Origin of the sequence: Nitrosomonas sp. Is24 (assembly GCF_033063335.1) — a bacterium.
GTDB lineage: Bacteria > Pseudomonadota > Gammaproteobacteria > Burkholderiales > Nitrosomonadaceae > Nitrosomonas.
The window spans coordinates 2,458,740-2,482,319 of record NZ_JAWJZG010000001.1 but is presented as its reverse complement, the minus strand read 5'-3'; the positions used below and the strand labels follow the sequence as shown (position 1 = coordinate 2,482,319).

The following is a 23,580-nucleotide window of genomic DNA, read 5'->3' as shown; positions in this document are numbered from 1 at the left end:
ATTTAAAAAAGGAGTGGGCACAATGGCAACCGTTTTTACAGATAAACCGGATTATAACCCTGGGCAAACAGCGTTGATTACAACCGATGGATTTCTCCTAGGTTCCAACATCAAGTTCCAGGTTCAGCATATCCTTGCGGGTCTTGATGGTGTATTCGGTGTAAACCCCTTAACGGGCATCAACGATGATCTGCTAGGTAATAATACCGGCTCGGGGCACCTGCCGTGGGTTGTCACTGATGGTGACGAAGCTAATGATTTGGATAAGAGCATCAACGGTAGCATCCAAACACTATGGTATGTCAATCCCGATGACTCCTTGAATGAAACTTTTCTGTTAACGGCAACCGGCGCAGGTGCCGACGGTGAGTTTGGTACGTCTGATGATGAAGTGGCCACATCCATCTTTACCGATTCAGCGGGCACTTATACTTTAAAGTGGACAGCAGCCGATCCAGCGGTGAACAAAGCTCCTTACCTGCCCACCTATACTAAAATTTCACCAGCGGAATATTTGACGGCGGGGTTTACTTATCCGAGCGGACGTGCGGATTTGCCGTCTTCGAATCCGATCGACAATGCTGTCGCCTATGGTCCGACTTTCATAGCCAGTGATCTCGATGCTGTAACTTCTTTAACTCCGAAGGACATGGCGCTTGGTCAAATCGTGCCATTTGAAATGATCATCAGTGTGAATGGCGATACAACGCCCGAGAACGGCGTGATTACATTTACCACCGACTTGCTGGCCAAGACGACCAGTGGTGACAACTTTGGGTTTGATACCAACTATAAAATTATTGCAGCTTTTGTTGACACTGGTGATGTCGCTACCGTCGATCCCGGTTTGAATGCCACAGTGGATATTTTTAGTTCCGTGATTCTTGGAGCAGGCACAAAGGACGAGCGTATACAAAGCACTGTTCAGCTTTCGGGGCTAAACAATGGCGACAATATCGTCGTCGAATTGTGGGCTGTACTTAAAGATACGATTTCTTTAGGTGTGTCGGGTAACGTGCAAACGAGCTTGGTTAGTGCGCACACAGGACCAGCGACGACTCCGATTGATAAAAACAATAGTATCAATACTGGAAAGGAAACAGTTCCTTTGTTACAAGTTGGGGATTTCTTTACCAGTCAGGCCGATCTGTCAATCATCAAAAGTGATAGCGCCGATGCTTCCACTAATTCCGCCAATCTGACAGCCAATCCCGATGTTGATCCAGCCGACCTGAATCCGGGCGACACGTTTACCTATACGATTCTCGCAAAGAATAACTCAACCGACACGGTTGCCAATGGCGTTGTGGTTACCGATACGCTTGATGCCAATGTGACATTTGTATCAGTAACAGGTGGTGGAGTTTTCGCAGATAATGGAGCTGCGGCGGATACCGTAACTTGGAATGTCGGTTCCCTTAGTCCTGGTGAAACTCAGGTGCTTACCGTCACCGTCAGAGTAAACGACAACGCGCCAACCGGCAATCTCACGCAAGACTTACTGAATAGTGTCAGCATCACTGCGATCACCAAAGATCCGACCCCTGGCAACAATATCAATACCGAGCCGACTAATCTGGAAGTGGGATTTACGCCGAGTGGAGCCATTGCCATCATCAAGACCACCAATGGAACTGATGGTCCGACTATTTCTGAAGGCGAAACTGTTACATGGACTTACACGGTATCAAATACAGGTAATGTGGATTTATCCAATATTCAAGTTGTGGATGACAATGGTACCGCGAGCAACAGCGATGATTTTAAACCAACATTAATTTCTGGTGATGATGGTGATGACGGTATTCTTGGATTAAATGAGGTATGGACTTTCCAAGCGACCGGTGTCGCGTACCCTGTTAATTACTCAAATATAGGTACAGCATCCGGTGAGTATCTTGATAGTGCTAATCTGCTTAAAACCGTAGATAGCTCTGATCCAAGCTCGTATGTTGGTGAAAACGTGGCTGCGAAGATCACGATAGACAAGAGCGGCCCTGCGACGATCAGCGAAGGTGGAGCAAACGTAATTTACAACTTCACCATCACAGCGGACGCCACGAATGCATCGACCGACCCTGTGACGATCACCTCACTGAGCGACAACACCTTCAGTGCGGCGGATAACACAGCGTTGTTTGCTGCGGCGCTGGCGAAATACCAGGAAACAAACCCAAGTGCAACGGCCATCGTACTGAATCCGGGCGAATCGCTCAGTTTCAGCTTTGACCCGACGGGCAATCTGGTGCTGGATGCCGGTGAAGAACACACCAACACGGTAACGGTAGAAGGCAAGGACGATGACGCTGGCACACCGACGATCAGTGATACCGATGATCACACCGTAACCGGTGAAAACGTGGCTGCGAAGATCACGATAGACAAGAGCGGCCCTGCGACGATCAGCGAAGGTGGAGCAAACGTAATTTACAACTTCACCATCACAGCGGACGCCACGAATGCATCGACCGACCCTGTGACGATCACCTCACTGAGCGACAACACCTTCAGTGCGGCGGATAACACAGCGTTGTTTGCTGCGGCGCTGGCGAAATACCAGGAAACAAACCCAAGTGCAACGGCCATCGTACTGAATCCGGGCGAATCGCTCAGTTTCAGCTTTGACCCGACGGGCAATCTGGTGCTGGATGCCGGTGAAGAACACACCAACACGGTAACGGTAGAAGGCAAGGACGATGACGCTGGCACACCGACGATCAGTGATACCGATGATCACACCGTAACCGGTGAAAACGTGGCTGCGAAGATCACGATAGACAAGAGCGGCCCTGCGACGATCAGCGAAGGTGGAGCAAACGTAATTTACAACTTCACCATCACAGCGGACGCCACGAATGCATCGACCGACCCTGTGACGATCACCTCACTGAGCGACAACACCTTCAGTGCGGCGGATAACACAGCGTTGTTTGCTGCGGCGCTGGCGAAATACCAGGAAACAAACCCAAGTGCAACGGCCATCGTACTGAATCCGGGCGAATCGCTCAGTTTCAGCTTTGACCCGACGGGCAATCTGGTGCTGGATGCCGGTGAAGAACACACCAACACGGTAACGGTAGAAGGCAAGGACGATGACGCTGGCACACCGACGATCAGTGATACCGATGATCACACCGTAACCGGTGAAAACGTGGCTGCGAAGATCACGATAGACAAGAGCGGCCCTGCGACGATCAGCGAAGGTGGAGCAAACGTAATTTACAACTTCACCATCACAGCGGACGCCACGAATGCATCGACCGACCCTGTGACGATCACCTCACTGAGCGACAACACCTTCAGTGCGGCGGATAACACAGCGTTGTTTGCTGCGGCGCTGGCGAAATACCAGGAAACAAACCCAAGTGCAACGGCCATCGTACTGAATCCGGGCGAATCGCTCAGTTTCAGCTTTGACCCGACGGGCAATCTGGTGCTGGATGCCGGTGAAGAACACACCAACACGGTAACGGTAGAAGGCAAGGACGATGACGCTGGCACACCGACGATCAGTGATACCGATGATCACACCGTAACCGGTGAAAACGTGGCTGCGAAGATCACGATAGACAAGAGCGGCCCTGCGACGATCAGCGAAGGTGGAGCAAACGTAATTTACAACTTCACCATCACAGCGGACGCCACGAATGCATCGACCGACCCTGTGACGATCACCTCACTGAGCGACAACACCTTCAGTGCGGCGGATAACACAGCGTTGTTTGCTGCGGCGCTGGCGAAATACCAGGAAACAAACCCAAGTGCAACGGCCATCGTACTGAATCCGGGCGAATCGCTCAGTTTCAGCTTTGACCCGACGGGCAATCTGGTGCTGGATGCCGGTGAAGAACACACCAACACGGTAACGGTAGAAGGCAAGGACGATGACGCTGGCACACCGACGATCAGTGATACCGATGATCACACCGTAACCGGTGAAAACGTGGCTGCGAAGATCACGATAGACAAGAGCGGCCCTGCGACGATCAGCGAAGGTGGAGCAAACGTAATTTACAACTTCACCATCACAGCGGACGCCACGAATGCATCGACCGACCCTGTGACGATCACCTCACTGAGCGACAACACCTTCAGTGCGGCGGATAACACAGCGTTGTTTGCTGCGGCGCTGGCGAAATACCAGGAAACAAACCCAAGTGCAACGGCCATCGTACTGAATCCGGGCGAATCGCTCAGTTTCAGCTTTGACCCGACGGGCAATCTGGTGCTGGATGCCGGTGAAGAACACACCAACACGGTAACGGTAGAAGGCAAGGACGATGACGCTGGCACACCGACGATCAGTGATACCGATGATCACACCGTAACCGGTGAAAACGTGGCTGCGAAGATCACGATAGACAAGAGCGGCCCTGCGACGATCAGCGAAGGTGGAGCAAACGTAATTTACAACTTCACCATCACAGCGGACGCCACGAATGCATCGACCGACCCTGTGACGATCACCTCACTGAGCGACAACACCTTCAGTGCGGCGGATAACACAGCGTTGTTTGCTGCGGCGCTGGCGAAATACCAGGAAACAAACCCAAGTGCAACGGCCATCGTACTGAATCCGGGCGAATCGCTCAGTTTCAGCTTTGACCCGACGGGCAATCTGGTGCTGGATGCCGGTGAAGAACACACCAACACGGTAACGGTAGAAGGCAAGGACGATGACGCTGGCACACCGACGATCAGTGATACCGATGATCACACCGTAACCGGTGAAAACGTGGCTGCGAAGATCACGATAGACAAGAGCGGCCCTGCGACGATCAGCGAAGGTGGAGCAAACGTAATTTACAACTTCACCATCACAGCGGACGCCACGAATGCATCGACCGACCCTGTGACGATCACCTCACTGAGCGACAACACCTTCAGTGCGGCGGATAACACAGCGTTGTTTGCTGCGGCGCTGGCGAAATACCAGGAAACAAACCCAAGTGCAACGGCCATCGTACTGAATCCGGGCGAATCGCTCAGTTTCAGCTTTGACCCGACGGGCAATCTGGTGCTGGATGCCGGTGAAGAACACACCAACACGGTAACGGTAGAAGGCAAGGACGATGACGCTGGCACACCGACGATCAGTGATACCGATGATCACACGGTGACGGCGCTGGATATTCTGCCTGAAATCAGCGTAATCAAAACCGTTGATGTCAACGGTGACGGTAATGCGTCAACCGGCACTGGCTTCAATGATAGTGAGTCAGTCTCAGAGGGTATTGATAATAAGGCAGTGACCTATCGCTACGCCGTAACCAGTCATAATGCGGAAGCATTGAGTTTGGATTCGTTGAGTGATGACAAGCTCGGTGACATTCTTGATCTGGGTACTCTACTAGTTGGAAGTGATACAAATAGTAATGGTATGCTCGATCAGGATGAAACCTGGGTCTACACGTTAGCTACTACGATTGCAGCGGGGAACGTTGATTCGCCTCTTATTAACGAGGTAACAGCGGAGGCCAGTGATGATGATGATAACTCTGATACTGAAACTGATACTGCAAAGGTCACATTTACTAACGCCACACCGACAATCACGGTGGATAAACTGGTAGATGCCAATGGGGATAATATATTCCATGATATGGAAGCAGCGAATGGAAATACTAATATCACATTGACGTATCAATATACGATCACGGCTCCATCAACCAATGTTTCTACCGATCCCATCACAGTTTCCTCGGTGATTGATGACAAACTGGGAGATCTGACTTCGGCCGCTTTGGTAGCAAATGGTGGTAATCCGATTGTATTGAATCCGGATGAATCGTTTACATTCACTTATACCAAGACTGGCGTAGATTTAAGTAATGTTGGTACTTTAGTGAATAAAGTGACGGTAAATGGGCATGATGATGAAAATACAGCAGTTTCAGACACTGATACTGCCACTGTTATTAAATCGGGTTATGTTACGAACTCTGCTTTAAGTGAATTTGATACCAATTCTGCGGTAGCGGGACAGCAGTTTAACTTGATAGCCACGCCGACACCTTGGATTAGCAGCGGTACATACAAGGTAACGGATAGTAATCCGGGGCAGTTCTATTACAATGCATTTGCTACGGGAAATGCGGGTGATATTGCTCATATCAAATTAAATATTCCCTATCCATTCGTGACTCAAGGTGCAACACCGATTCATGTTTATAGCGGTGTTGACATACATACCGATAGCAACGGTATGATAAGTTTCGACCCGGTCGGTGAAATTGCAATTAGTAAAGAACAAATTGCAATTAGTAGCTTCACAGATACCAATGGCGATGGAAAAATTGGATTCGGTGATATTTATACCGCTTCGCTTGATGTGACTGTCCCTGCGTCTGGCTTCATTTACGCGAATATCCATTTGGATTACGGTCTGGAAAAAACAGGTCCTTGGACTAAGTTTGTAGACAGTACCGGTGGTAACGATATGAAACCGGGTTCTGGAAATCCTTATCAAACGATTGAAGATTTTGGTAGTTACGGATTTTCAAGTTTAATCAATAGCGTACTGGGTCAGGATACGATTCAGAATCAGAATATTTTCAAGAATCTGAAAGGTGTGGGCGGATTTATCCATACCGCTGATGATCATAATCCGATCGGTGGGCAAAATGTAATTCTGCTTGATAGTAAAGGCAGTAAAGTCGGTTCGGCAACTACCGATGCTGATGGCTGGGAATTCATGACAGTCAGTGCTCCTGGTAAATCAGCAAGTTACACAGCTTTCTGGGATCAAGATAAGGATGGCGTTAAAGATGCCACGGAACCGTATCAAAATATTACTTGGGGCGGTCCTACCAAGTTTGTGGAGGTCAATTTTGATTATATCGTGGGTTCCAATCCTACAATAGACGCTTTGCTTTAAAGCAGAAAATTATTCTCGGATGGATAGTAAAAACCCCTTCTAGCTAACTGCTGGGAGGGGTTTTTTAAAATATTTATACTACTTGTTTCTGATTACTCGGGACTCAAGGCATAGCAAAAATGATCTAATTGACTAGATTTTTTGGGGAATCTAATGACAGACAATAATGATGCACAAAAAGAAATTAAAACAGATCCTGCCGGAGCTCAGCCGATGCAGGTGAACATACGGATGCAGCAAGGTGAGCATACGGGTCAACCGCTTTATTCCAATTTTACTTCCGTACAAGGCGGGCAAGGCGTGGTGATTGTCGATTTTGGATTTCTTGATCCGCAAACGATCAACGCATTAAACCGATTGGCTCGCTCAGGTGAGAAAGCACCTGAGGCGGTTGGTGCTAGAATGTCTTGCCGAATGGCGATTAGCGTTGAGGCTGCTACCAATTTAGCGCATCAATTGAATCAGCTCTTTCAAAGAAAAGCCTGAAAATAAAAGTGCAGGCTTTATTTAGATAGGAAAAAGCATGACAGAAAAAAACGATATGCCGGCTGAAACAAATGGCGCTGGGCATGCGCTGCAAGTAAAAGTCGCTATGCAGGGAGGAGAGCAGACAGCGCAACCTATTTATGCCAATTTGGCTTCAGTACAGAACGGGCAGGGTGTGGTCATGGTGGATTTTGGGTTCATGGATCCGCAAACCATGCAGTTATTGAATCAAAAAATTGCTTCGGGTGAAAAGATATCGGATACGATTACTGCAAAAATGTCTTGCCGGATGGCGGTTAGTGTCGATGCAGCAAATCAGTTGTCGCAGCAATTGAATCAATTATTGGGTTTGAGTCCCAATGTTCATAAACCGGCAGTACAGCAAAAAAGGGTTGAACAATCTGAATCCGTGGCTCAAAAATCGGATACCGATGCGATACCCAAGGAAGAAAGCGATAAACAAGAAAGTGGAAAAGGCGGTTTCCGGTTTCCTTGGTCCAAGAAGACACACTAGCGCTAAAAAAACGACCCCCCAGATGATTATGGGGGATCGTTAATTCATCCGTTGCGTGCTTCTATTTGACGTTCACGGCTACATAAGCCGAAGAAGAGTTTCCAGCTGCATCTTTTGCGATTGCCTGGATGGTGTGTGATCCCGCTTTCACTTTCTTGGAGCGGGTACTCCAACTATACGATAAGGTGCTTCCAGTACCTGTGGTAACTTGTACGCCATCGATGTAAATGTATTGCTTAATGCCAGCCGGACCACTGTTGTCAGATGCACTGGTGCTGATGGTGACGGTTCCGGTGACGCTGCCTGCAACGGGGTTTACGATGGTAACTGCTGGAGCTTGTGTGTCCACACTGGGTGTCACGATCGAATTGCTAACATTGACCGAGATGTTGGTGGTGCTCAAGTTTCCGGTTGTGTCATAGGCGCGCGCTTCAACTTTTGCGGTCCCATTCGGTGCTCCTGCCGTATCCCAACTAAACGCGAATGGGGATGAGGTGTCCGTGGCTATATTAGTATTGTTGATCCACAGTTCTACGCGCGCCACGCCGGTATTATCGGTTGCATCGACATCGACAGGAATCAACCCGGAAACAGTGGCACCGCCGAGTGGATCGATGATGAAGATTGCAGGAGCTGTCGAGTCGATTGTGGGCGTTGCATTTTTTGCAGCCAGTACCGCAGCAGCGGCATTAACTCGGCCATAACCGAAATAGACATCCTTACCAGCTGCGCCGAGATCAACGGCTGTGGAGAAAAGCAGATTTTCGATGTCAACGCTGCCCAATTGTGGATTGGCAGACATCATGAGTGCGATAACGCCAGCAGTTAATGGGCTTGAGAAAGAAGTACCGGCTACCGGCATATAATCGCCGCCAAGCCGGGTGCTATAGAAATTTTGCCCTGGCGCCGCTAGTGAAACGTAATCACCATAGCTCGAAAAATTTGCTTTATTATCGTATAAATCAGTGGCTGCTATTGCTAGCATGCTCGTAGTGACCGTGAAGCTTTCCAGTGTTCCGGTATTTCCGGCGCTAACCGTTACCAAACCTCCTTTATCTTTCATATATTGTGCTGCATTTCGAATGGATAGATTGCTAGAAAGTCCTTCAAAACTGGCATTAGCTACACGTGCTCCGTGATCCGCCGCATAGATCAGGGCTTGAGATATCGTGCTAGAGTAACCTATGCCATTCAAGTCAGTTATTCTGAGGGGCATGATCATAGATTGACCGGCGATTGCTGCTATACCAACGCTGTTGTTGGTTGCTGCCGCAGCAGTACCAGCGACAGCGGTTCCATGGCCTAGCACATCCGAGAAGTTTGAGTTGTTATCATAAAAATTCCAGCCCGATACTAGTTTTGAGGCAAGATCAGGGTGTGTGTTATCAATCCCAGTATCTAGGATTGCGATGGTAATACCGCTGCCTTGAGTAATATCCCATGCAGCTGGTGACCCAATTATGGGGTGCTGCCATGCATTGGTATACATTGGATCATTGGGAACAAAAGCCGGGGTAACGGCGTGATCAAGATCAGCAAACTTAAGGTGCGGATGGCGCTGAAGCGTGGCAACGATGCCTTCTTCAGAATATTCCGGTACATCAACGATATACAATTCGCTTTGTCCAATTTTTCTGGCCTTGCCTTCATGATCTTTCAGAATATTTGCAAAAGCTTGTGCAGGAAGACCGGCACGTGGCACTACCAGAATCCGACCTTTCGCCCATTCTTTTGTAGTGTTGCTTTTAAAATGCACACTTTGGGCTGATGCAGTGCTAGAGCGATTATCTATGGCGTGATCATTTGCTTGTTCTGGTGGTGAAGCATTTAAAGTAACAGATAATGATGCTGTCAAAAGAAATATTCCAATCTGAGAAGTAGCTGTGACTGTGCGTTTCGTTAGGCCAGGTCTATGGGTACTTAGAGAATGTGATGGGTGGCTATGAGGCAGTGATGAAGGTACGGCTTGTAAAGATTGTTTGTTACTTTCCATGAATTAAATCCTCTAAAAATCAGGGAGGACTCTGGAGAGAAACTGCTCAATGTAGTCATATGTTATATGCTTATCCACTTTTGACTAGAACTGATCTTGTGTTTTAGCAAACAATATAATCTGGCAGTCATGCTATCCTGAGGCATTTGCCCTGTAGACCTAGACTTTGCGCCCCCCGCTTTCACGAGGTTTGCCCTTTTCAAATGATTCAAGATGTGCAGAAAATTAATGATTTTTCTGTAAGATTTCGCTTTCTAGTTTCGGTTTATAGAAAGAATACTTGAGGGAGTATTTCTGGGATGAGCAAATAAAGGCGGTTAAATCGCGCTTGGGTGCGTAACAAATAATTTGATTCCGGCCGGTTTGATGCCTCGCTCCGTGTAGCGGGGTTTATTGCGGTTGAAAGCAGAAAGGGCTATTGCATTGAATGCAAGCCGATCATGTTGCCTTCGGTGTCTCGGATCAAAGCGATAAAGCCATAGGGACCGATGGACATTTTTTCACGGATCAAATGCCCTCCCGCAGAGGCTGCACGAGCAGCCTCAACAGCACAATCCGCACAGGAAAAATAGACCAGCACAGCATTTCCGCCGGATGGCCCGTCTGCCATTTTGACCAGCGCGCCGGATGCGCCCATTTGACCTTTCAGCATGGGAAAACTCCACAGCTCAACCGGCATGCCCGCAGGACTATCCAGTTGTTCCAGCTTTGTTTGGAACACCGATTCATAAAAACGCTTGGCGCGCTCCATATCCTGCACGTAAATTTCAAACCAGCCTACGGGATTATTGTTCATATGCATTTCTCCTTTGAGTACTTAAGTTTCGAATGGATTGTTAACTTAACCAAGGCTTGAATATTCTCGATCTTGATTCTCTATTGGGTATCCAAACGTTCAATCAATCGGATTGGCATTGAACAAGATTACCACTGACCTATCTAAATGTAGAACATTTACTTGTTGCGTTATTTTGGTGTTTTTTATGCTGTTTTTCCTTCTTGAACTATTCCCGAGTAAAAAAGTCAGATATTTTGTTGGCTTTCATTTTTGATTATGATAAAATTTATCATCCATTGAAAAAGGTCTTATATTTCATGACCTTGAATGGATTGTGGTTAATGATAACTACAACGGGAACTGTGGCTTTGATTGGTAAAACGCACTATTTTCCTTACCAAGAAACTATAGTTTTTTTCTGATTAATAAATTTAATGGAGGAGAGAAATATGATCACAAGTGTCGTGATTTTTTCAACAAACGCCCGAGCGCGGAGGGTTTCTATGATGTCGAGTGCAATGGCATTGCAGTCATACACAAAAGTTTTCCCAACCTACACTGAACCTTGGAGGAGTTAAAATGACATTATTGATATATGATTGGAAAAAATCCATCAAAAAAGCACTGAAATTATTTTCACTATTCTTAACAATTTCCATCTTATCCGCTTGCGCACAAATGAGTTCCGTCGCTGCGCCGGTCGGAATTTCCAATAATGATCATGATGCTCTAGTCAAGTATTATGAGGATATAGGGAGAGAAACCAAAGCAAGGTTGCGGGAGAATAAAAAAGTTCTCAAGGAGTATGAAGCGCATCCTTATTACTTTGGTAGACAAGGACTAGAAGCTCAATCGCATGCAAAAGCAAACGTTCGTGAATACGAAAAGACTTTGCGGGAAATTCAGATACATGCTGATTTCCATAGAAAAATGGCGTTAGAGCAAAAGGGCAAAGTAATAAATAAAGCGAAAGCTAATCAAGATCGTGACCTCACTTCAAAGAGTCCAGAGAGTTCTGTGAACAAAGGCCTTTGAGTAAGTAACGAACAACCACCGAATTTTTCGGTGGTTGGTCTTTAAGACCTGCAACAAAAAACCTGCAACATCGATTTCCAGTCACAACGCTGATTTAAAACTGTTTCTTAGAAGGGCAGCACAAAATCCAGCGAGAACAAAATTTGATCCTTATGGCCAGCAAACGGTTTGTACGCAACAGTACGATAGGCATCGACACTGTCATAGCGAATATTCGGCCGGATGGTAAGCTTCTTCAGATGATCCCAGCGAAGTTTTAACGTTTTAGCCGCTTTCCAGTTCATTCCCACTGTTGCCGCGTAATAGTCCGCAGGTGCAACCGTAACGTTGTTGATATTTCCCGCATAGCTTACCGGTACGCCATTGACGATATTGGTTGCCGCCGCGACCCGGAATGGCGAAGGATTGCGAAATCCGTCTCTATCGCGAAACCACTCGCCACGAAACCCGATCGATACATTTTCGGTCAGATCATAATATAGATGCGTGACCAACCCCATCCACTGGGCATCTTTGACGACATTGGCGTATTTCAGATTATTCAATAGAATGCCGTCCGCGAACCCATGCACATGATGCAAGACCAATAAAGTTCTGGGATTGATTCTGTGTTGCAGTACGAGGTTAAACATTCCCCACGATTCACTGCTGTGTGTTGAAGTTTCGCCGTAAGTGCCGGTGGCATTGAACGATGTGGTCTGATTATCACTTTTCCAGGTGAAACCGGCAATTCCGCTCCAGTTGCCAAGCTGTTTGTCCCAGCCGCCATCCCAGCCCCCGGTGGCGCTGCCGGTCACAGCGCTGCCCAGAACAGACCAATTTTTATTGATGATATAACTGGCTTGTAAACCGGTATGTGTGAAAGGCTCGCCCGCATTAAAAGAATAAGCGCGCGTATAAAAGAAATTGTCGGGTGCTGGAATTGTTTCAAAACCGGTAGGAGAGTAAAAATGACCGGCTCTGATATTAATTCCTTTTGTGCCAATGGGCACATGGGCTTCCAAATAAGCTTGCGGCAGCGCGATGCCGTAGGTTTTGGTAGAGGCGCAACACAACCCGAGATCCCAGTTGCTGCGCTTTAGCGCTTCACCGGTGTTGACGTCAAAAGCCGGTACACCAAAGGCTTGAGTAAAAACGGCATCGGTTCCGAACAGAAAATCGAACCGCCCGCCAAAATCCCATTTGTGGGCTTCGGAAACCACTTGACGTTGAATAAACGTATTGAATTGATTCAACTGAAAACGATTGGCTTGATCGGCGAAAGCAACCGGTCCATTGAAGCCATCTGACTGGCTTGGATTAAAGGTTGCGCCGCCATTAACCCATCCGCCGACTTCCACTCGACTGTCTTTAATAAAATTCTTTAGATTGCTTAAGTTGCTGGCATAGAGTGGAACCGGGGAAGCTATAAATTGAAACATACTGCTTGTCGCAGCAAGCAACAGCCATTTTGAATATTTCATCTTGCACTAGCGATAATAGTGGTTCATTAATGAGTTACGACGGCCTGAAAATACCGCGCGGATAATAACTGATTTTACCAGTTTCATGGTGAATAGATACCGCGAACGAGCCCACGTGCTGCATTACGGGATGCTACTCCGGAGCAACCGGAGTAGCGGTTATCGTATTCACCGGATAATTTCTGAGATCCTGATTTCAGCCGGTTACAACCACACCATCAATCCCATCTCCAATGGATGCGTCAGCAGCGGGTGATACGGATAAATGCGGATGAAATATTCCTGCTTGCCGCATAATTCCGGGGTTAGTTTGAGTTCGAACAAATGCTCGCCGGAGTCTTGAATGCCGGTAAAGGTAAACTTGAAATGATTGAAATTGCATAACCGTGTGGTCTTGAACTGGCGGCAGATCAATAATTCAATGACGACATCCTCGGGCGCCAGATTGTTCAGTTTCGCCGCAACCTTGAAATTCAACGCTTCGTCAAAATCGATGCGTTCGCACGGGGCATCCAGCCGGCGTAACGTGACGCCGTGCCACGCCTGTTTGATTTTGGCTTTCCAGGCGGCAATATTTTTTGCTTCCGTGAATTGATTGGCGGAGTAGAGCGCGCCCTTGGTGCTGGCCGGGCGGTAGAACTGGGTAACATATTCATCCACCATACGGGTCGCGTTATAGCGCGGCAGCAGCGAGATCATCGAGTGCTTGGCCATTTTGACCCAACCCGGCGAATAGCCGAGCTTGCCGTGGTTGTAATACAACGGAATCACCTGGTCTTGCAGGATTTCATACAGCGCGCGGCTTTCCTCCTGGTCACGCACGATGCCTTCCATATCCTCCGGGCCGGGTTTGATCGCCCAGCCGTTTTTGCCGTCGTAACCTTCGCCCCACCAGCCATCCAGCACGCTCAGATTGATCGCGCCATTGATACCCGCTTTCATGCCCGAGGTGCCGCTGGCTTCCAGCGGATAGATCGGATTGTTCAGCCAGACATCGACACCGGCGACCAGCCTTCGGGCCAAGCGCAAATCGTAGCCTTCAACTAACAACAACCGTCCCTCAAACTCTGGAAAGTTAGCAACCTGGCTGATGCGCCGGATCAGATCCTGTCCCGGCACATCGGCGGGGTGTGCCTTACCGGCGAAGAGCAACAGTACGGGGCGTTCCTGATCCAGGATAATTTTCCGCAGCCAGTCGAGGTTTTCAAATAACAACGTGGCGCGTTTGTAGGTGGCGAAGCGGCGCGCAAACCCCAGTGTCAGAACATTCGGGTTGATCGGATCGACAAACTTCAGCAACCGGTCAAGATGTGCTTCGGAGCCGCGATTCCGGGCATTCTGCTCGGTGATGCGCGAGCGGATGCCGTAAAACATTTGCGATTTCAACGATTGCCGCACACTCCAGAACAAATGATCAGGTATCGCATCGATACGTGACCAATACTCGGTGTCGCACATTTTGTTGCGCCATTCATGGCCGAGATAACGGTCGAACAGATCGGACCATTCCTGCGCCAGGAAAGTCGGCACATGCACGCCGTTGGTGATATACGACATCGGATTCTCTTCCGGCTCGATCTGCGGCCACAAATCGCGGCAGATATTCGCCGACACGCCGCCGTGTATCTTACTGACGCCGTTATGTGTGCGTGAGCCGTGGATCGCGAGCGCTGTCATATTGAAATCCGGACTTCCGGGCACATGGCCGAGCGCCATGAATTCTTCTTGCGTGATATTCAATCCGCGGTAAAAATTGTCAAAATAGGTTTGCATCATTTCCGCGTTGAAATAATCGTGCCCGGCAGGCACCGCGGTATGCGTGGTAAAAACCGTGTTGACCGCGACACTTTCCAGGGCGCTGGCAAAATCGAGCCCTTGCTGCACCCGGTTGTAAATCCGCTCAAGAATCATGAACGCGGCATGTCCTTCGTTGATATGCCAAACCGTCGGCTGGATGCCGAGCGCTTGCAATGCGCGCACACCGCCCATGCCGAGAATAATTTCCTGCTCGATTCGCATGGTTCTGTCGCCGCCGTATAGATTGTGCGTGATGTAACGGTCTTGCGGCGAGTTTTCCGGCAAATCGGTGTCGAGCAGATAAAGCGTGACGTGGCCGATTTTCGCTTGCCAGATTTTTGCGGTCACTTGCCGCTGCAATAAGGGCACTTCAATCTGCAAGCCCGAGCCATCCGGGCGCAGTACCGGGGTGACGGGCAGATCTTCGAAATCGGAAATGGTATAGGTGACCTGCTGGTTGCCCTTACTATCGATGGTTTGAAAGAAATACCCTTGGCGGTACAGCAGCCCAATGGCAACGAAAGGCAAATGTAAATCGCTCGCGGCTTTGCAGTGGTCACCGGCGAGAATGCCCAAACCGCCGGAATAAATCGGCAAGCTTTCGTGGAAACCGAATTCAAAGCAGAAATAAGCCACCTGATCTTGCGAGTTCAATCCGCCATTGCTGTTTTGCAGTGCCGAAGCATCATGGTAGGAGTCGTACGTCGACAGGATGCTATTGTAAGTGGCGAGAAAAACCCGGTCTTCGGTTGCTTTCAGCAACGCCGATTCGTCCACGCGTTTCAGGAATGCCTTCGGGTTATGGCCTACCGCTTCCCATAAATACGGGTCGAGCCGGGAAAACAGCGTGCGCGTGGCGCGATCCCAGCTGTACCAGAGATTATTGGCTAACTCTTCCAGGCGCTTCAGACGGGGGGGGATTTTGGGATTAACGGTGATGGTGAAGGCGGTACGCGGAAACATGCAGGCTCTCCTTGATGAGAATGATCGTTGCTATGATACACCCAGCACCGGCTAATTGACTGAATTTGAGGCCGGGAATCCGCTAGCGTGGTATGTTGGATGCGGATTTCAGGGAATTTACGGGCCGTTATCGAGCAACCGGAAGGCTTCCTGCCGGGCACCCAGTAAGCCGATTGCGGGGTTGGTGACGACATGCACCGGAATTTCGTGCAGTAATGCCGAGAATCTTCCTTTTGCGTGAAACGCATGCATAAAACCCCCGGCGCTGAGTATATCGATAATTTTCGGCGCGATGCCACCGGCAATATAAACACCGCCGCGGCATAAACCCGCCAGTGCCAGATTGCCCGCATACGCGCCGTAAATCGCGGCGAATAATTCGAGCGCTTGGATCGCGATGGGGTGTCTCTGCGTTTGTGCCAGCGCAGCGATGGCGGCGCCGCTGTCTTCTCCGAGCTGGATGAGCGGTAAATCGGAAGATGCCGCTGTGCTCTGTTGCAAAAATTTAAAAATATGCGTGAGTCCGGCACCGGATAACAAACGTTCTACCGACACATGCCCGAACCGATTTTGCAGCGATTCCAGCAAGCTGATTTGCAGCGGGGTGACCGGCGCGAAATCGATATGCCCTGCCTCGGTGGGCCACGCAAAGTAGCGGTTGTTTGCCGGGGTGAGCCACGCCACCCCCATCCCGGTGCCAGCGCCTAATACGACGCGCATCGCCTGCGCATGCGGCTGTCCGGCTTGTAGTGTAATCAAGTCACTGCCCGGTAGATTTTCAATCGCCAGCGCAACGGCTTCAAAATCATTGATCAGTTTGACCGATGGAATCGAGAAGGCATGCGCGATGTGCGCGCTGCTGATCTGCCAAGGTAAATTGGTCAGGGTGGCTTGTTGCGCGGCGATCGGTCCGGCTACGGCAAAACACGCTGCGGGCGGGGGCTGAGTTGTTGCTTGGCCGAGAAAATCTTGCAGAATATCGGAAAAGGTGGCAAAAGCCGCGCTGTCGTAGCGTTGAGTGCGGCATTCCCGGATGCCGCCTTCCGCAATCTCAGCCAGTTGCAGGATGGTTTTGGTGCCGCCGATGTCGCCGTAGAGGAGTTGTGTATTCATGCGCTGGTCAATCCCTGGAATCTTCTTAAGATGAGTGGAAAAAGTGACAAGCCGGAACGATAGTATACCGCGGCGCATACGCGATGTTTCGATTGCCTTTGCCACCGTTTTGCTTACAATCACTCACTTGGGACATTTTTCTTGTACTTCGGTAAAAAAACGCTATGACCGATCCACTGATTATCGCTAAAAATTCCAAAACGGATTTGGCATTGTTACCCGCGATGGCAACGCGCCACGGCTGCATTACCGGTGCGACCGGAACCGGCAAGACGGTGACGCTGCAAAAGCTGGCGGAAAGTTTTTCCAATATTGGCGTGCCGGTATTCATGGCGGACATCAAAGGCGACTTGACCGGCATCTGCAAGCCCGGAACCTTGTCCGCAAAAATGCAAGCCCGCTTGGATATGCTGCAACTGGATGTGCCGCAATGGGAAGGCTTTCCGGTGACGCTGTGGGATGTGTTGCAGGAAAACGGCCACCCGATCCGCGCGACGATTTCCGATATGGGGCCGCTGCTGTTGTCGCGCTTGCTGAATCTGAACGAAACGCAGGAAGGCGTGCTCACATTGGTGTTTAAAGTGGCCGACGATCATGGTCTGCTGTTGCTCGATTTGAAGGATTTACGCGCCTTGCTGCAATTTGTCGGCGACAATGCGGATCAGTTTAAAACGCAATACGGCAACGTGTCGCCCGCTTCCATTGGTGCTATTCAGCGCAGTTTGCTGCAAATAGAAAAGCAGGGCGGCGGCAAATTCTTCGGCGAGCCGATGCTGAATATCGAGGATTTGATGCAGACCTTGGACGGCAAGGGTGTCATTAATATTCTGGCGGCGGATAAATTACTCAACTCGCCGCGGTTGTACAGCACCTTTTTGTTGTGGATGCTGTCGGAGTTGTACGAAAATCTGCCGGAAACCGGCGACCGCGAGAAGCCTAAGCTAGTGTTCTTTTTCGATGAAGCGCATTTGCTGTTCAGCATGGCGTCGCCTGCGTTGCTGGAGAAAATCGAGCAAGTCGTGCGGCTGATCCGCTCCAAGGGGGTGGGAATTTATTTCGTGACGCAGAATCCTTTCGATATTCCCGAGAAGGTGTTGAGCCAGTTGGGCAACCGCGTGCAGCATGCGTTGCGCGCCTTTACCCCGCGCGACCAGAAAGCGGTGAATGCGATTGCCGAAACCATGCGGCCCAATCCGAAACTGAACGTCAAACAAGCGATCCTCGAACTCTCCGTCGGCGAAGCGCTGGTTTCTTTCCTCGATGCCAGCGGTTCGCCCGGCGTGACCGAACGCGCGATGATATTGCCGCCGGTCAGCCAAATCGGCCCGATCACGGCGGACGAGCGCAAGGAATTGATAGAGTCGTCGATTGTGGCCGGTGTGTACGAACAGGAAATCGACCGCGAAAGCGCTTTTGAGCTGCTGCAAGCGCGCAGTGGCGCGGAAAAACCGCACGGCAATTCAGCGCAAACCACGGCGGCTGGAAGCTTGCGCAAACCGGCGGACGAGGGAATCTTGGCTGGTCTGGGCGATTTGCTGCTGGGTTCGTCCAGCAAACGCGGCGGACGCCGCGAAAGCGTGCTCGATGCTTTTGCGAAAAGCGCTGCCCGTTCGGTCGGATCGTCGATTGCGCGCGAAATTACCCGTGGGGTGTTGGGGTCGATCTTAGGACAAAAGCGCCGTTAGTTGGGGCGGTTTTGTCTTTATATTGAGGAGAGAAGACAATGAGAAAAATCATCGGTGCCTTGCTTTTGTGCCTGCCTGCTGGACTGGTTCACGCTGCCGGTACTTACGACGGTATCTGGACGATAGACGATTTGCCGGAAGCGGGTTATTTAATGATCTCGGAGAATAACGGCCGGTTGATCTTTGCTGGTCTCAATCCACCCGATTTCGACGGCAATCGGCGCTGGGGCGCATCGTGGGGCGACATCAAGGACGGCACGGTGCGGCTGACGCGTTTAATCAACGACAATATCGATGCCGTCACCGATGTCGTCTTTACTTCTGCGACGACATTAACGCTGACCCAGAAATCATGCCGCCCGATTAATCCCAATTATGTTTGCTCTCTGCCAAACGGCGTGGCTTTTGCGGCCACCAAGATTTGGTAAAAAATGGATTACTTCACATTCCTATGCACACCATCATGAAATCACTACTCGTCGTACCCATCCTGCTGCTGGCCGGTTGCGCTTCATACTCGATCCACGGCGGCGACCCTGCGCAACGGCAATTGCGCAACCAATGGTCGGCCAACTACGAACTATGCGAACGGCTAACCGTCGCGACGCTGGCACCCGAGAAAATCCGCGAAGAATGGACCAATGAAATTACCAGCAGAAGCGTGAATTGCGACCTGTATGCGGCAACCACACATACCGCGGTGAACCGGGATATGCCGTTCGTACGCTGGAGCACGCACTGGACTGCGCCGAGAATGACTTCAACCGTACCTGCGCCGAGTCAATTGATTCATGCGCGGTGAGTTTTTGTCGCGATGAAGTCAATGATGATGAATTCTGGAAAAATCCGTACCTTAGACTAGAACATTAACTCAAAGGCAGCATCAGTGGTGGTTTTGATGCCTGACGTTTGAGCCGAGACGATCGTCTCGAGTGAAGGGTTAAGTTTTTCTCGGCGGCAGACTCTTCACGCTTTCCTGTGCATGATGCCCAATAACATACAAGCCGTGAACTATGTTCTCGGTGATATCCAGCGCAATTTCAAGCTGGAACTCGCTCGGGATGTGTCCTCGATGGATACTCGCATGCCCTAACTCAAGAGCTGCCGAAAGAGCGGAGTGCTGGACGTCAGAGATAAACCCATCCGATTTGAATTTATTGAGATTCCCTGCAAAAGAACCGTTGTCACCGACCTTGTCGATCATTATTGCTTCAATGACCGCTCGAAGGCCCATGGATGTGAGGGCAGGTGCACTGTTTTGAAGGGCTGCGTAAATCTCCTTCAACAGTATAGTGATGTGCCATTCGGTATCCAACTGATTAAACCACTTTGGATGCGGCCGAAACAGAGCTGGTGGATAATAGGTTTCAGTGACTAACGGTCGGCCTTCGTCGTCGGTTTCCTCGCTGAACATTGAACGCTGTCGCAACCGAACTTGATCGCACCCGCAGCACTGGAGCAAAACATACTCGTCCTCGCTCCAGATTGTATAGTGTTCGTTTAGTTCGTTCTCCCATGAATTAACTACTTTCTTCAATATTCGGTGGTTTCGGGATCCGCCGCACGCGTTGCAGTGAGCCTTATTCGATTGAAGTTTTGGCATAGTGAGTTGGGAAGTCTAATGTGTTGCTACACGGTGTCGGGGCGCGTGGCACGGAAGCATCTGTTCCAACAGCTGATTAGCTTGCATGATTTGTGATTCCAAACGGCACATGCACAGATGGTGTTGACACTGATGCTGGTTTCAGATGGCCTATCTGATCGTCGAAGAAGATATGTGGCTTCAGTATATCAAGTACCTTCTTCTTTTCTATCCCGCCAAGTAAGAAAAGCTCATCCGCGTCGATCCCAGCACTCGCAAGCGTGTTAATTAATCGCTCGTGAGCAGGGGCATTTCTTGCTGTTACGATCGCGATTCGTAGCGCTTGGGTGTAAGCGGCCATCGTCTGTGCCTTTTGTCGTTCCAATCTCTGAAATTCGGAAATCTTCATGAGGAGTGGCATCAGAGGCCCCGCTTGGAGAGGTTCATCTTTTAGGCGCCTCTCGTGCTCATGGAACATATCCAGATTGTTTGATTCTTGATAAACAACCTCCGCTTCGTCGCTTGCAATCACGCCATCAAAGTCAAACGCAATCCGCAGCTGTTGATCCTCCTCTTCAGGAATCGTCTCACAGGGCAACACGTAGCCTGCGGGGTATCCCTTTGCCATGGCTTGAGTTACTTCCTCGCTATTAGTGCTCAGGTATAGCACTGCCCCGATGGCAGTCATGTAGGGGTAGGGAAGTTGGCCGGCGAGAAAGAAAGATCGAGAAATTTCTAATCCATAATGAGCGACAGCGTCCATTACGCGCAAGCCGGCATCGGCGTGATTCCGGGAGAGAATTACTACTTCGATAGGATGTTCATCGCTGTAGATGCGGTTTAGGTTCAGAAGTCGTTGGATAAATGGGAATGCAGCTCCTCGTGCCGGGATTTCGGTTCGATGATTTCGCTGGTATGCGCGGAACTGATCCACGCCGAGTTGCATGTACAGATCGTGCTCGGTTGCGAAATCGAACAGCGCTGTCGACGACACAGCTACCACAAGCTTGTTCTCGATTGGGTACGGCATATCGCGTTCTACCTAACCTAATAAATAAGACATTTTGTCCAATAATCTTATATGCACTGCCGCACAGCTTTGGTCAAAATTAATTCTCATCATGTATTTTCATATAAATAATGCGGCAAATGATGCAAGTGAAAGGAATTGGCAGGTTCTGGATTGAACACAATATTCATTTTACTAAAGACCGGTCCCAATAAGGCATGTCGCCGACGTGTTCCGCTAGGAAATTAATAAAAGCGCGTATTTTTATGGGTAAATGCCGGCTGGGGAGATAGCAGGCGTAAATATGACGCTCTACCGATAGGTAGTCCGGCAACACTGTCTGCAGCCGCCCTTTTTGCAGTTCCATGCCAATCGTATACGTAGGCAGCAAGGCTATTCCCAATCCATACAGCACGGCTTGCGCGAGCGCATCGTTATCGTTGATCCGTAGGGTTCCGGATATCGGAACCTTGATCTTGCCTTCCGGCCCGTCGAAGCGCCAATAACCTTGTTCGGGTGAAAGCGCGCAATCGAGACAATTATGGTTCACAAGATCCGCCGGGGTTTGGGGTGTGCCCCGTTGTTGAAAATACTGCGGGGTTGCGCACAATATGCGGCGGACAGGCGCAATCTTGCGCGCTACCAGATTAGGGTCGGGCTCATTGGTCACGCGGATTTGCACGTCGTATCCTTCTTCAATCAAATCGCCCGGATGATCGGTAATGGTTAAGTCGACTTTGATCTCTGGGTAGCGCGCGAGAAAACAAGGCAGTGCCGGTGCGATATGGCGCGTTCCGAATGAGCTCGGCGTGCTCACTTTCAGGGTTCCGCGCGGTTCATCATGAAGACTATTGATGGCTCGCTCGGCGTGTTCGGCTTCTTCCAGAATGCGTTTCACATGTTCCGACAGCGCGATACCCGCTTCCGTCAGGCTGAGATGCCGCGTGCTGCGCAGAAGTAAGCGGGTGCTGAGATCCTTCTCAAGTTTTGCGACCGCTTTGCTGACCGCTGAACGCGAGATGTCCATGCGCCGCGCCGCTTCGGCAAAGCTGCCCGTTTCTACCACCCGCGCAAAAATAACGAAAAGATTTAGATCTTGCATCGTGTCATTGTATCTAATTCGGAAACAAAATGTTTCGCTTTATTGGACTTATCACCTAGACATTCAATCTATATTATCTATTCCAAGGTGAGATATTTAATTTGTATCTTTAAGTGGTAGGGTTTTTGTTGTTGCATTTAAAAGATTATTATATGTCGATCCTTATTTTGTTTGTTCTTTGATCATTTCGTGTGAGAGTGATTGGTTGATAAGGTAGTAGTTTTATTGTCAACCTGAAAGAACGTATTATGAGCCTGGATATTTATTCGAACCGGCCATGCGCTTTTTGCCGGTTGGTATGAATAACCGGTAAACATCCTAAAAGAGGAGTAATAAATGGAAACTAAAGAGTTATTTAAAGCACCGCAGTTGGTTGTAGTTTATGCAATCACGATTCTTTACACGATTACGTTTTACTTGGCCGCTTTTACAGAGCCGTCTGCGACGAAGAAACACTACAGGGTTTATGAGGTTGCCCAGGTGGAAACAGGTCGTCCTGTTTATCTTGAAGCTATAAGAGATGACAGCTCGGGCTAAACGGAGTATGGATTGCGCCCCCGTGCTTGTGCCTGGAAAATCATTGAAATATGCCCACGGGGGCGTCCGGATTGGTGAGTAATCATTAATTGAAGTTTTGGAGAGGAATCGATGGAAGATTCAATCGTAATGAAAAGATTCGAAATCGTTATTGGAATCGAGTATCTCGATCAGTTGACGGAATTGCTGGAGAGATCCGAGGTGCGTGGATATACCGTTTTCAAGAATGCTGGCGGTATCGGATCGCGGGGTATCCGCCATCCCGACGATGTTCTGACACCCGCTGAAAACATTGTGGTCATTCTCGCTTGCAAGGAGGATAGGGCGCAGAAAGTGTTGAATGAACTCGGCGCGGCAATGAAAGGCTTTGGCGGTATGTGCCTGATTTCAAATTGTCATGCGCAAATGCCTGGGTGAAATGGATGGATTAAACCCCATTTTTTATGCCAGCTGAGTGGCTGGCATCAGCTGCTATATTTCGTTAGTCCGCTTCCCCGATTCTCACGATCCGCCTCATAGTCGCACGCAGAAACGGATCACATCAAAATATCTTGTTTTATTGTGTTGATTGGATCACACTGGAATAGAGTTTTGATTGATCGATCCTGTTGCTAGCGGATAATCAAACTCTTTCTTAGTGCGTTCA

At 49.5% G+C, this 23,580-nt stretch carries 17 protein-coding genes and 1 riboswitch; of the genes, 9 read left to right on the top strand and 8 right to left on the bottom strand.

Annotated elements, in window-relative coordinates:
* Positions 1-22 precede the first annotated feature (22 nt).
* From R2103_RS11410 to R2103_RS11400, 3 genes are all read left to right on the top strand, one after another.
* On the top strand, positions 23-6,877 hold the full coding sequence (locus tag R2103_RS11410) for a DUF11 domain-containing protein (protein WP_317531519.1): 6,855 nt from the start codon (positions 23-25) through the stop codon (positions 6,875-6,877).
* Between the two features lie 153 nt (positions 6,878-7,030).
* Positions 7,031-7,363 (top strand): hypothetical protein, encoded by a 333-nt coding sequence (locus tag R2103_RS11405; RefSeq protein WP_317531518.1) that lies wholly within the window; start codon positions 7,031-7,033, stop codon positions 7,361-7,363.
* A gap of 37 nt (positions 7,364-7,400) precedes the next feature.
* Positions 7,401-7,877, top strand: a complete 477-nt coding sequence (locus R2103_RS11400; protein WP_317531517.1) for a hypothetical protein — start codon at positions 7,401-7,403, stop codon at positions 7,875-7,877.
* 61 nt (positions 7,878-7,938) lie between these two features.
* Here the strand turns inward: R2103_RS11400 and R2103_RS11395 are convergent, their stop codons facing one another.
* Positions 7,939-9,732 (bottom strand): S8 family serine peptidase, encoded by a 1,794-nt coding sequence (locus R2103_RS11395; protein ID WP_317531516.1) that lies wholly within the window; start codon positions 9,730-9,732, stop codon positions 7,939-7,941.
* A 257-nt stretch (positions 9,733-9,989) separates the two neighbouring features.
* Positions 9,990-10,075: riboswitch (cyclic di-GMP riboswitch) on the bottom strand.
* A 210-nt stretch (positions 10,076-10,285) separates the two neighbouring features.
* A complete protein-coding gene (locus tag R2103_RS11390; RefSeq protein WP_317531515.1) occupies positions 10,286-10,666 on the bottom strand; it encodes a VOC family protein in 381 nt (126 codons plus the stop codon).
* A gap of 561 nt (positions 10,667-11,227) precedes the next feature.
* On the opposite strand from R2103_RS11390, the gene R2103_RS11385 reads away from it, so the two are divergent.
* Complete coding sequence (locus tag R2103_RS11385) at positions 11,228-11,683, top strand: hypothetical protein (protein ID WP_317531514.1); 456 nt, start codon at positions 11,228-11,230, stop codon at positions 11,681-11,683.
* A gap of 107 nt (positions 11,684-11,790) precedes the next feature.
* On the opposite strand, the gene R2103_RS11380 is transcribed toward R2103_RS11385, so the two are convergent.
* The 3 genes from R2103_RS11380 to glk all read right to left on the bottom strand — a co-directional run bounded on the left by R2103_RS11380 (position 11,791) and on the right by glk (position 17,019).
* Entirely contained in the window at positions 11,791-13,104 is a 1,314-nt protein-coding gene (locus R2103_RS11380) for a porin (RefSeq protein WP_317531513.1), read from the bottom strand.
* A gap of 246 nt (positions 13,105-13,350) precedes the next feature.
* Positions 13,351-15,906, bottom strand: a complete 2,556-nt coding sequence (gene glgP / locus R2103_RS11375) for an alpha-glucan family phosphorylase (RefSeq protein ID WP_317531512.1) — start codon at positions 15,904-15,906, stop codon at positions 13,351-13,353.
* Between the two features lie 117 nt (positions 15,907-16,023).
* A complete protein-coding gene (glk, locus tag R2103_RS11370; RefSeq protein ID WP_317531511.1) occupies positions 16,024-17,019 on the bottom strand; it encodes a glucokinase in 996 nt (331 codons plus the stop codon).
* A gap of 164 nt (positions 17,020-17,183) precedes the next feature.
* Between glk and R2103_RS11365 the strand changes: the two genes are divergently transcribed.
* From R2103_RS11365 to R2103_RS11355, 3 genes are read left to right on the top strand one after another with little or no spacing between them, the layout of a single operon-like run.
* Positions 17,184-18,704 (top strand): helicase HerA-like domain-containing protein, encoded by a 1,521-nt coding sequence (locus R2103_RS11365; protein ID WP_317531510.1) that lies wholly within the window; start codon positions 17,184-17,186, stop codon positions 18,702-18,704.
* A gap of 38 nt (positions 18,705-18,742) precedes the next feature.
* Positions 18,743-19,132 (top strand): hypothetical protein, encoded by a 390-nt coding sequence (locus R2103_RS11360; RefSeq protein WP_317531509.1) that lies wholly within the window; start codon positions 18,743-18,745, stop codon positions 19,130-19,132.
* Between the two features lie 35 nt (positions 19,133-19,167).
* Positions 19,168-19,506: a hypothetical protein gene (locus R2103_RS11355; RefSeq protein WP_317531508.1), complete on the top strand. Its 339-nt coding sequence runs from the start codon at positions 19,168-19,170 to the stop codon at positions 19,504-19,506.
* Positions 19,507-19,644: 138 nt separating this feature from the next.
* Here R2103_RS11355 and R2103_RS11350 read toward each other — a convergent pair whose 3' ends face one another.
* The 3 genes from R2103_RS11350 to R2103_RS11340 form a co-directional block, all read right to left on the bottom strand.
* Positions 19,645-20,118: a DUF4145 domain-containing protein gene (locus tag R2103_RS11350; protein WP_317531507.1), complete on the bottom strand. Its 474-nt coding sequence runs from the start codon at positions 20,116-20,118 to the stop codon at positions 19,645-19,647.
* 265 nt (positions 20,119-20,383) lie between these two features.
* On the bottom strand, positions 20,384-21,316 hold the full coding sequence (locus R2103_RS11345) for a 5'-nucleotidase (protein ID WP_317531506.1): 933 nt from the start codon (positions 21,314-21,316) through the stop codon (positions 20,384-20,386).
* Between the two features lie 166 nt (positions 21,317-21,482).
* Positions 21,483-22,397, bottom strand: coding sequence for a LysR family transcriptional regulator (locus tag R2103_RS11340; protein ID WP_317531505.1), 915 nt, complete (start codon positions 22,395-22,397; stop codon positions 21,483-21,485).
* Positions 22,398-22,733: 336 nt separating this feature from the next.
* Between R2103_RS11340 and R2103_RS11335 the strand changes: the two genes are divergently transcribed.
* Positions 22,734-22,934, top strand: a complete 201-nt coding sequence (locus R2103_RS11335) for a hypothetical protein (RefSeq protein WP_317531504.1) — start codon at positions 22,734-22,736, stop codon at positions 22,932-22,934.
* A gap of 129 nt (positions 22,935-23,063) precedes the next feature.
* Positions 23,064-23,351 carry a DUF190 domain-containing protein gene (locus tag R2103_RS11330; protein ID WP_317531503.1) on the top strand — a complete coding sequence of 96 codons (288 nt, stop codon included), beginning with the start codon at positions 23,064-23,066 and terminating at the stop codon, positions 23,349-23,351.
* Positions 23,352-23,580: the final 229 nt, after the last annotated feature.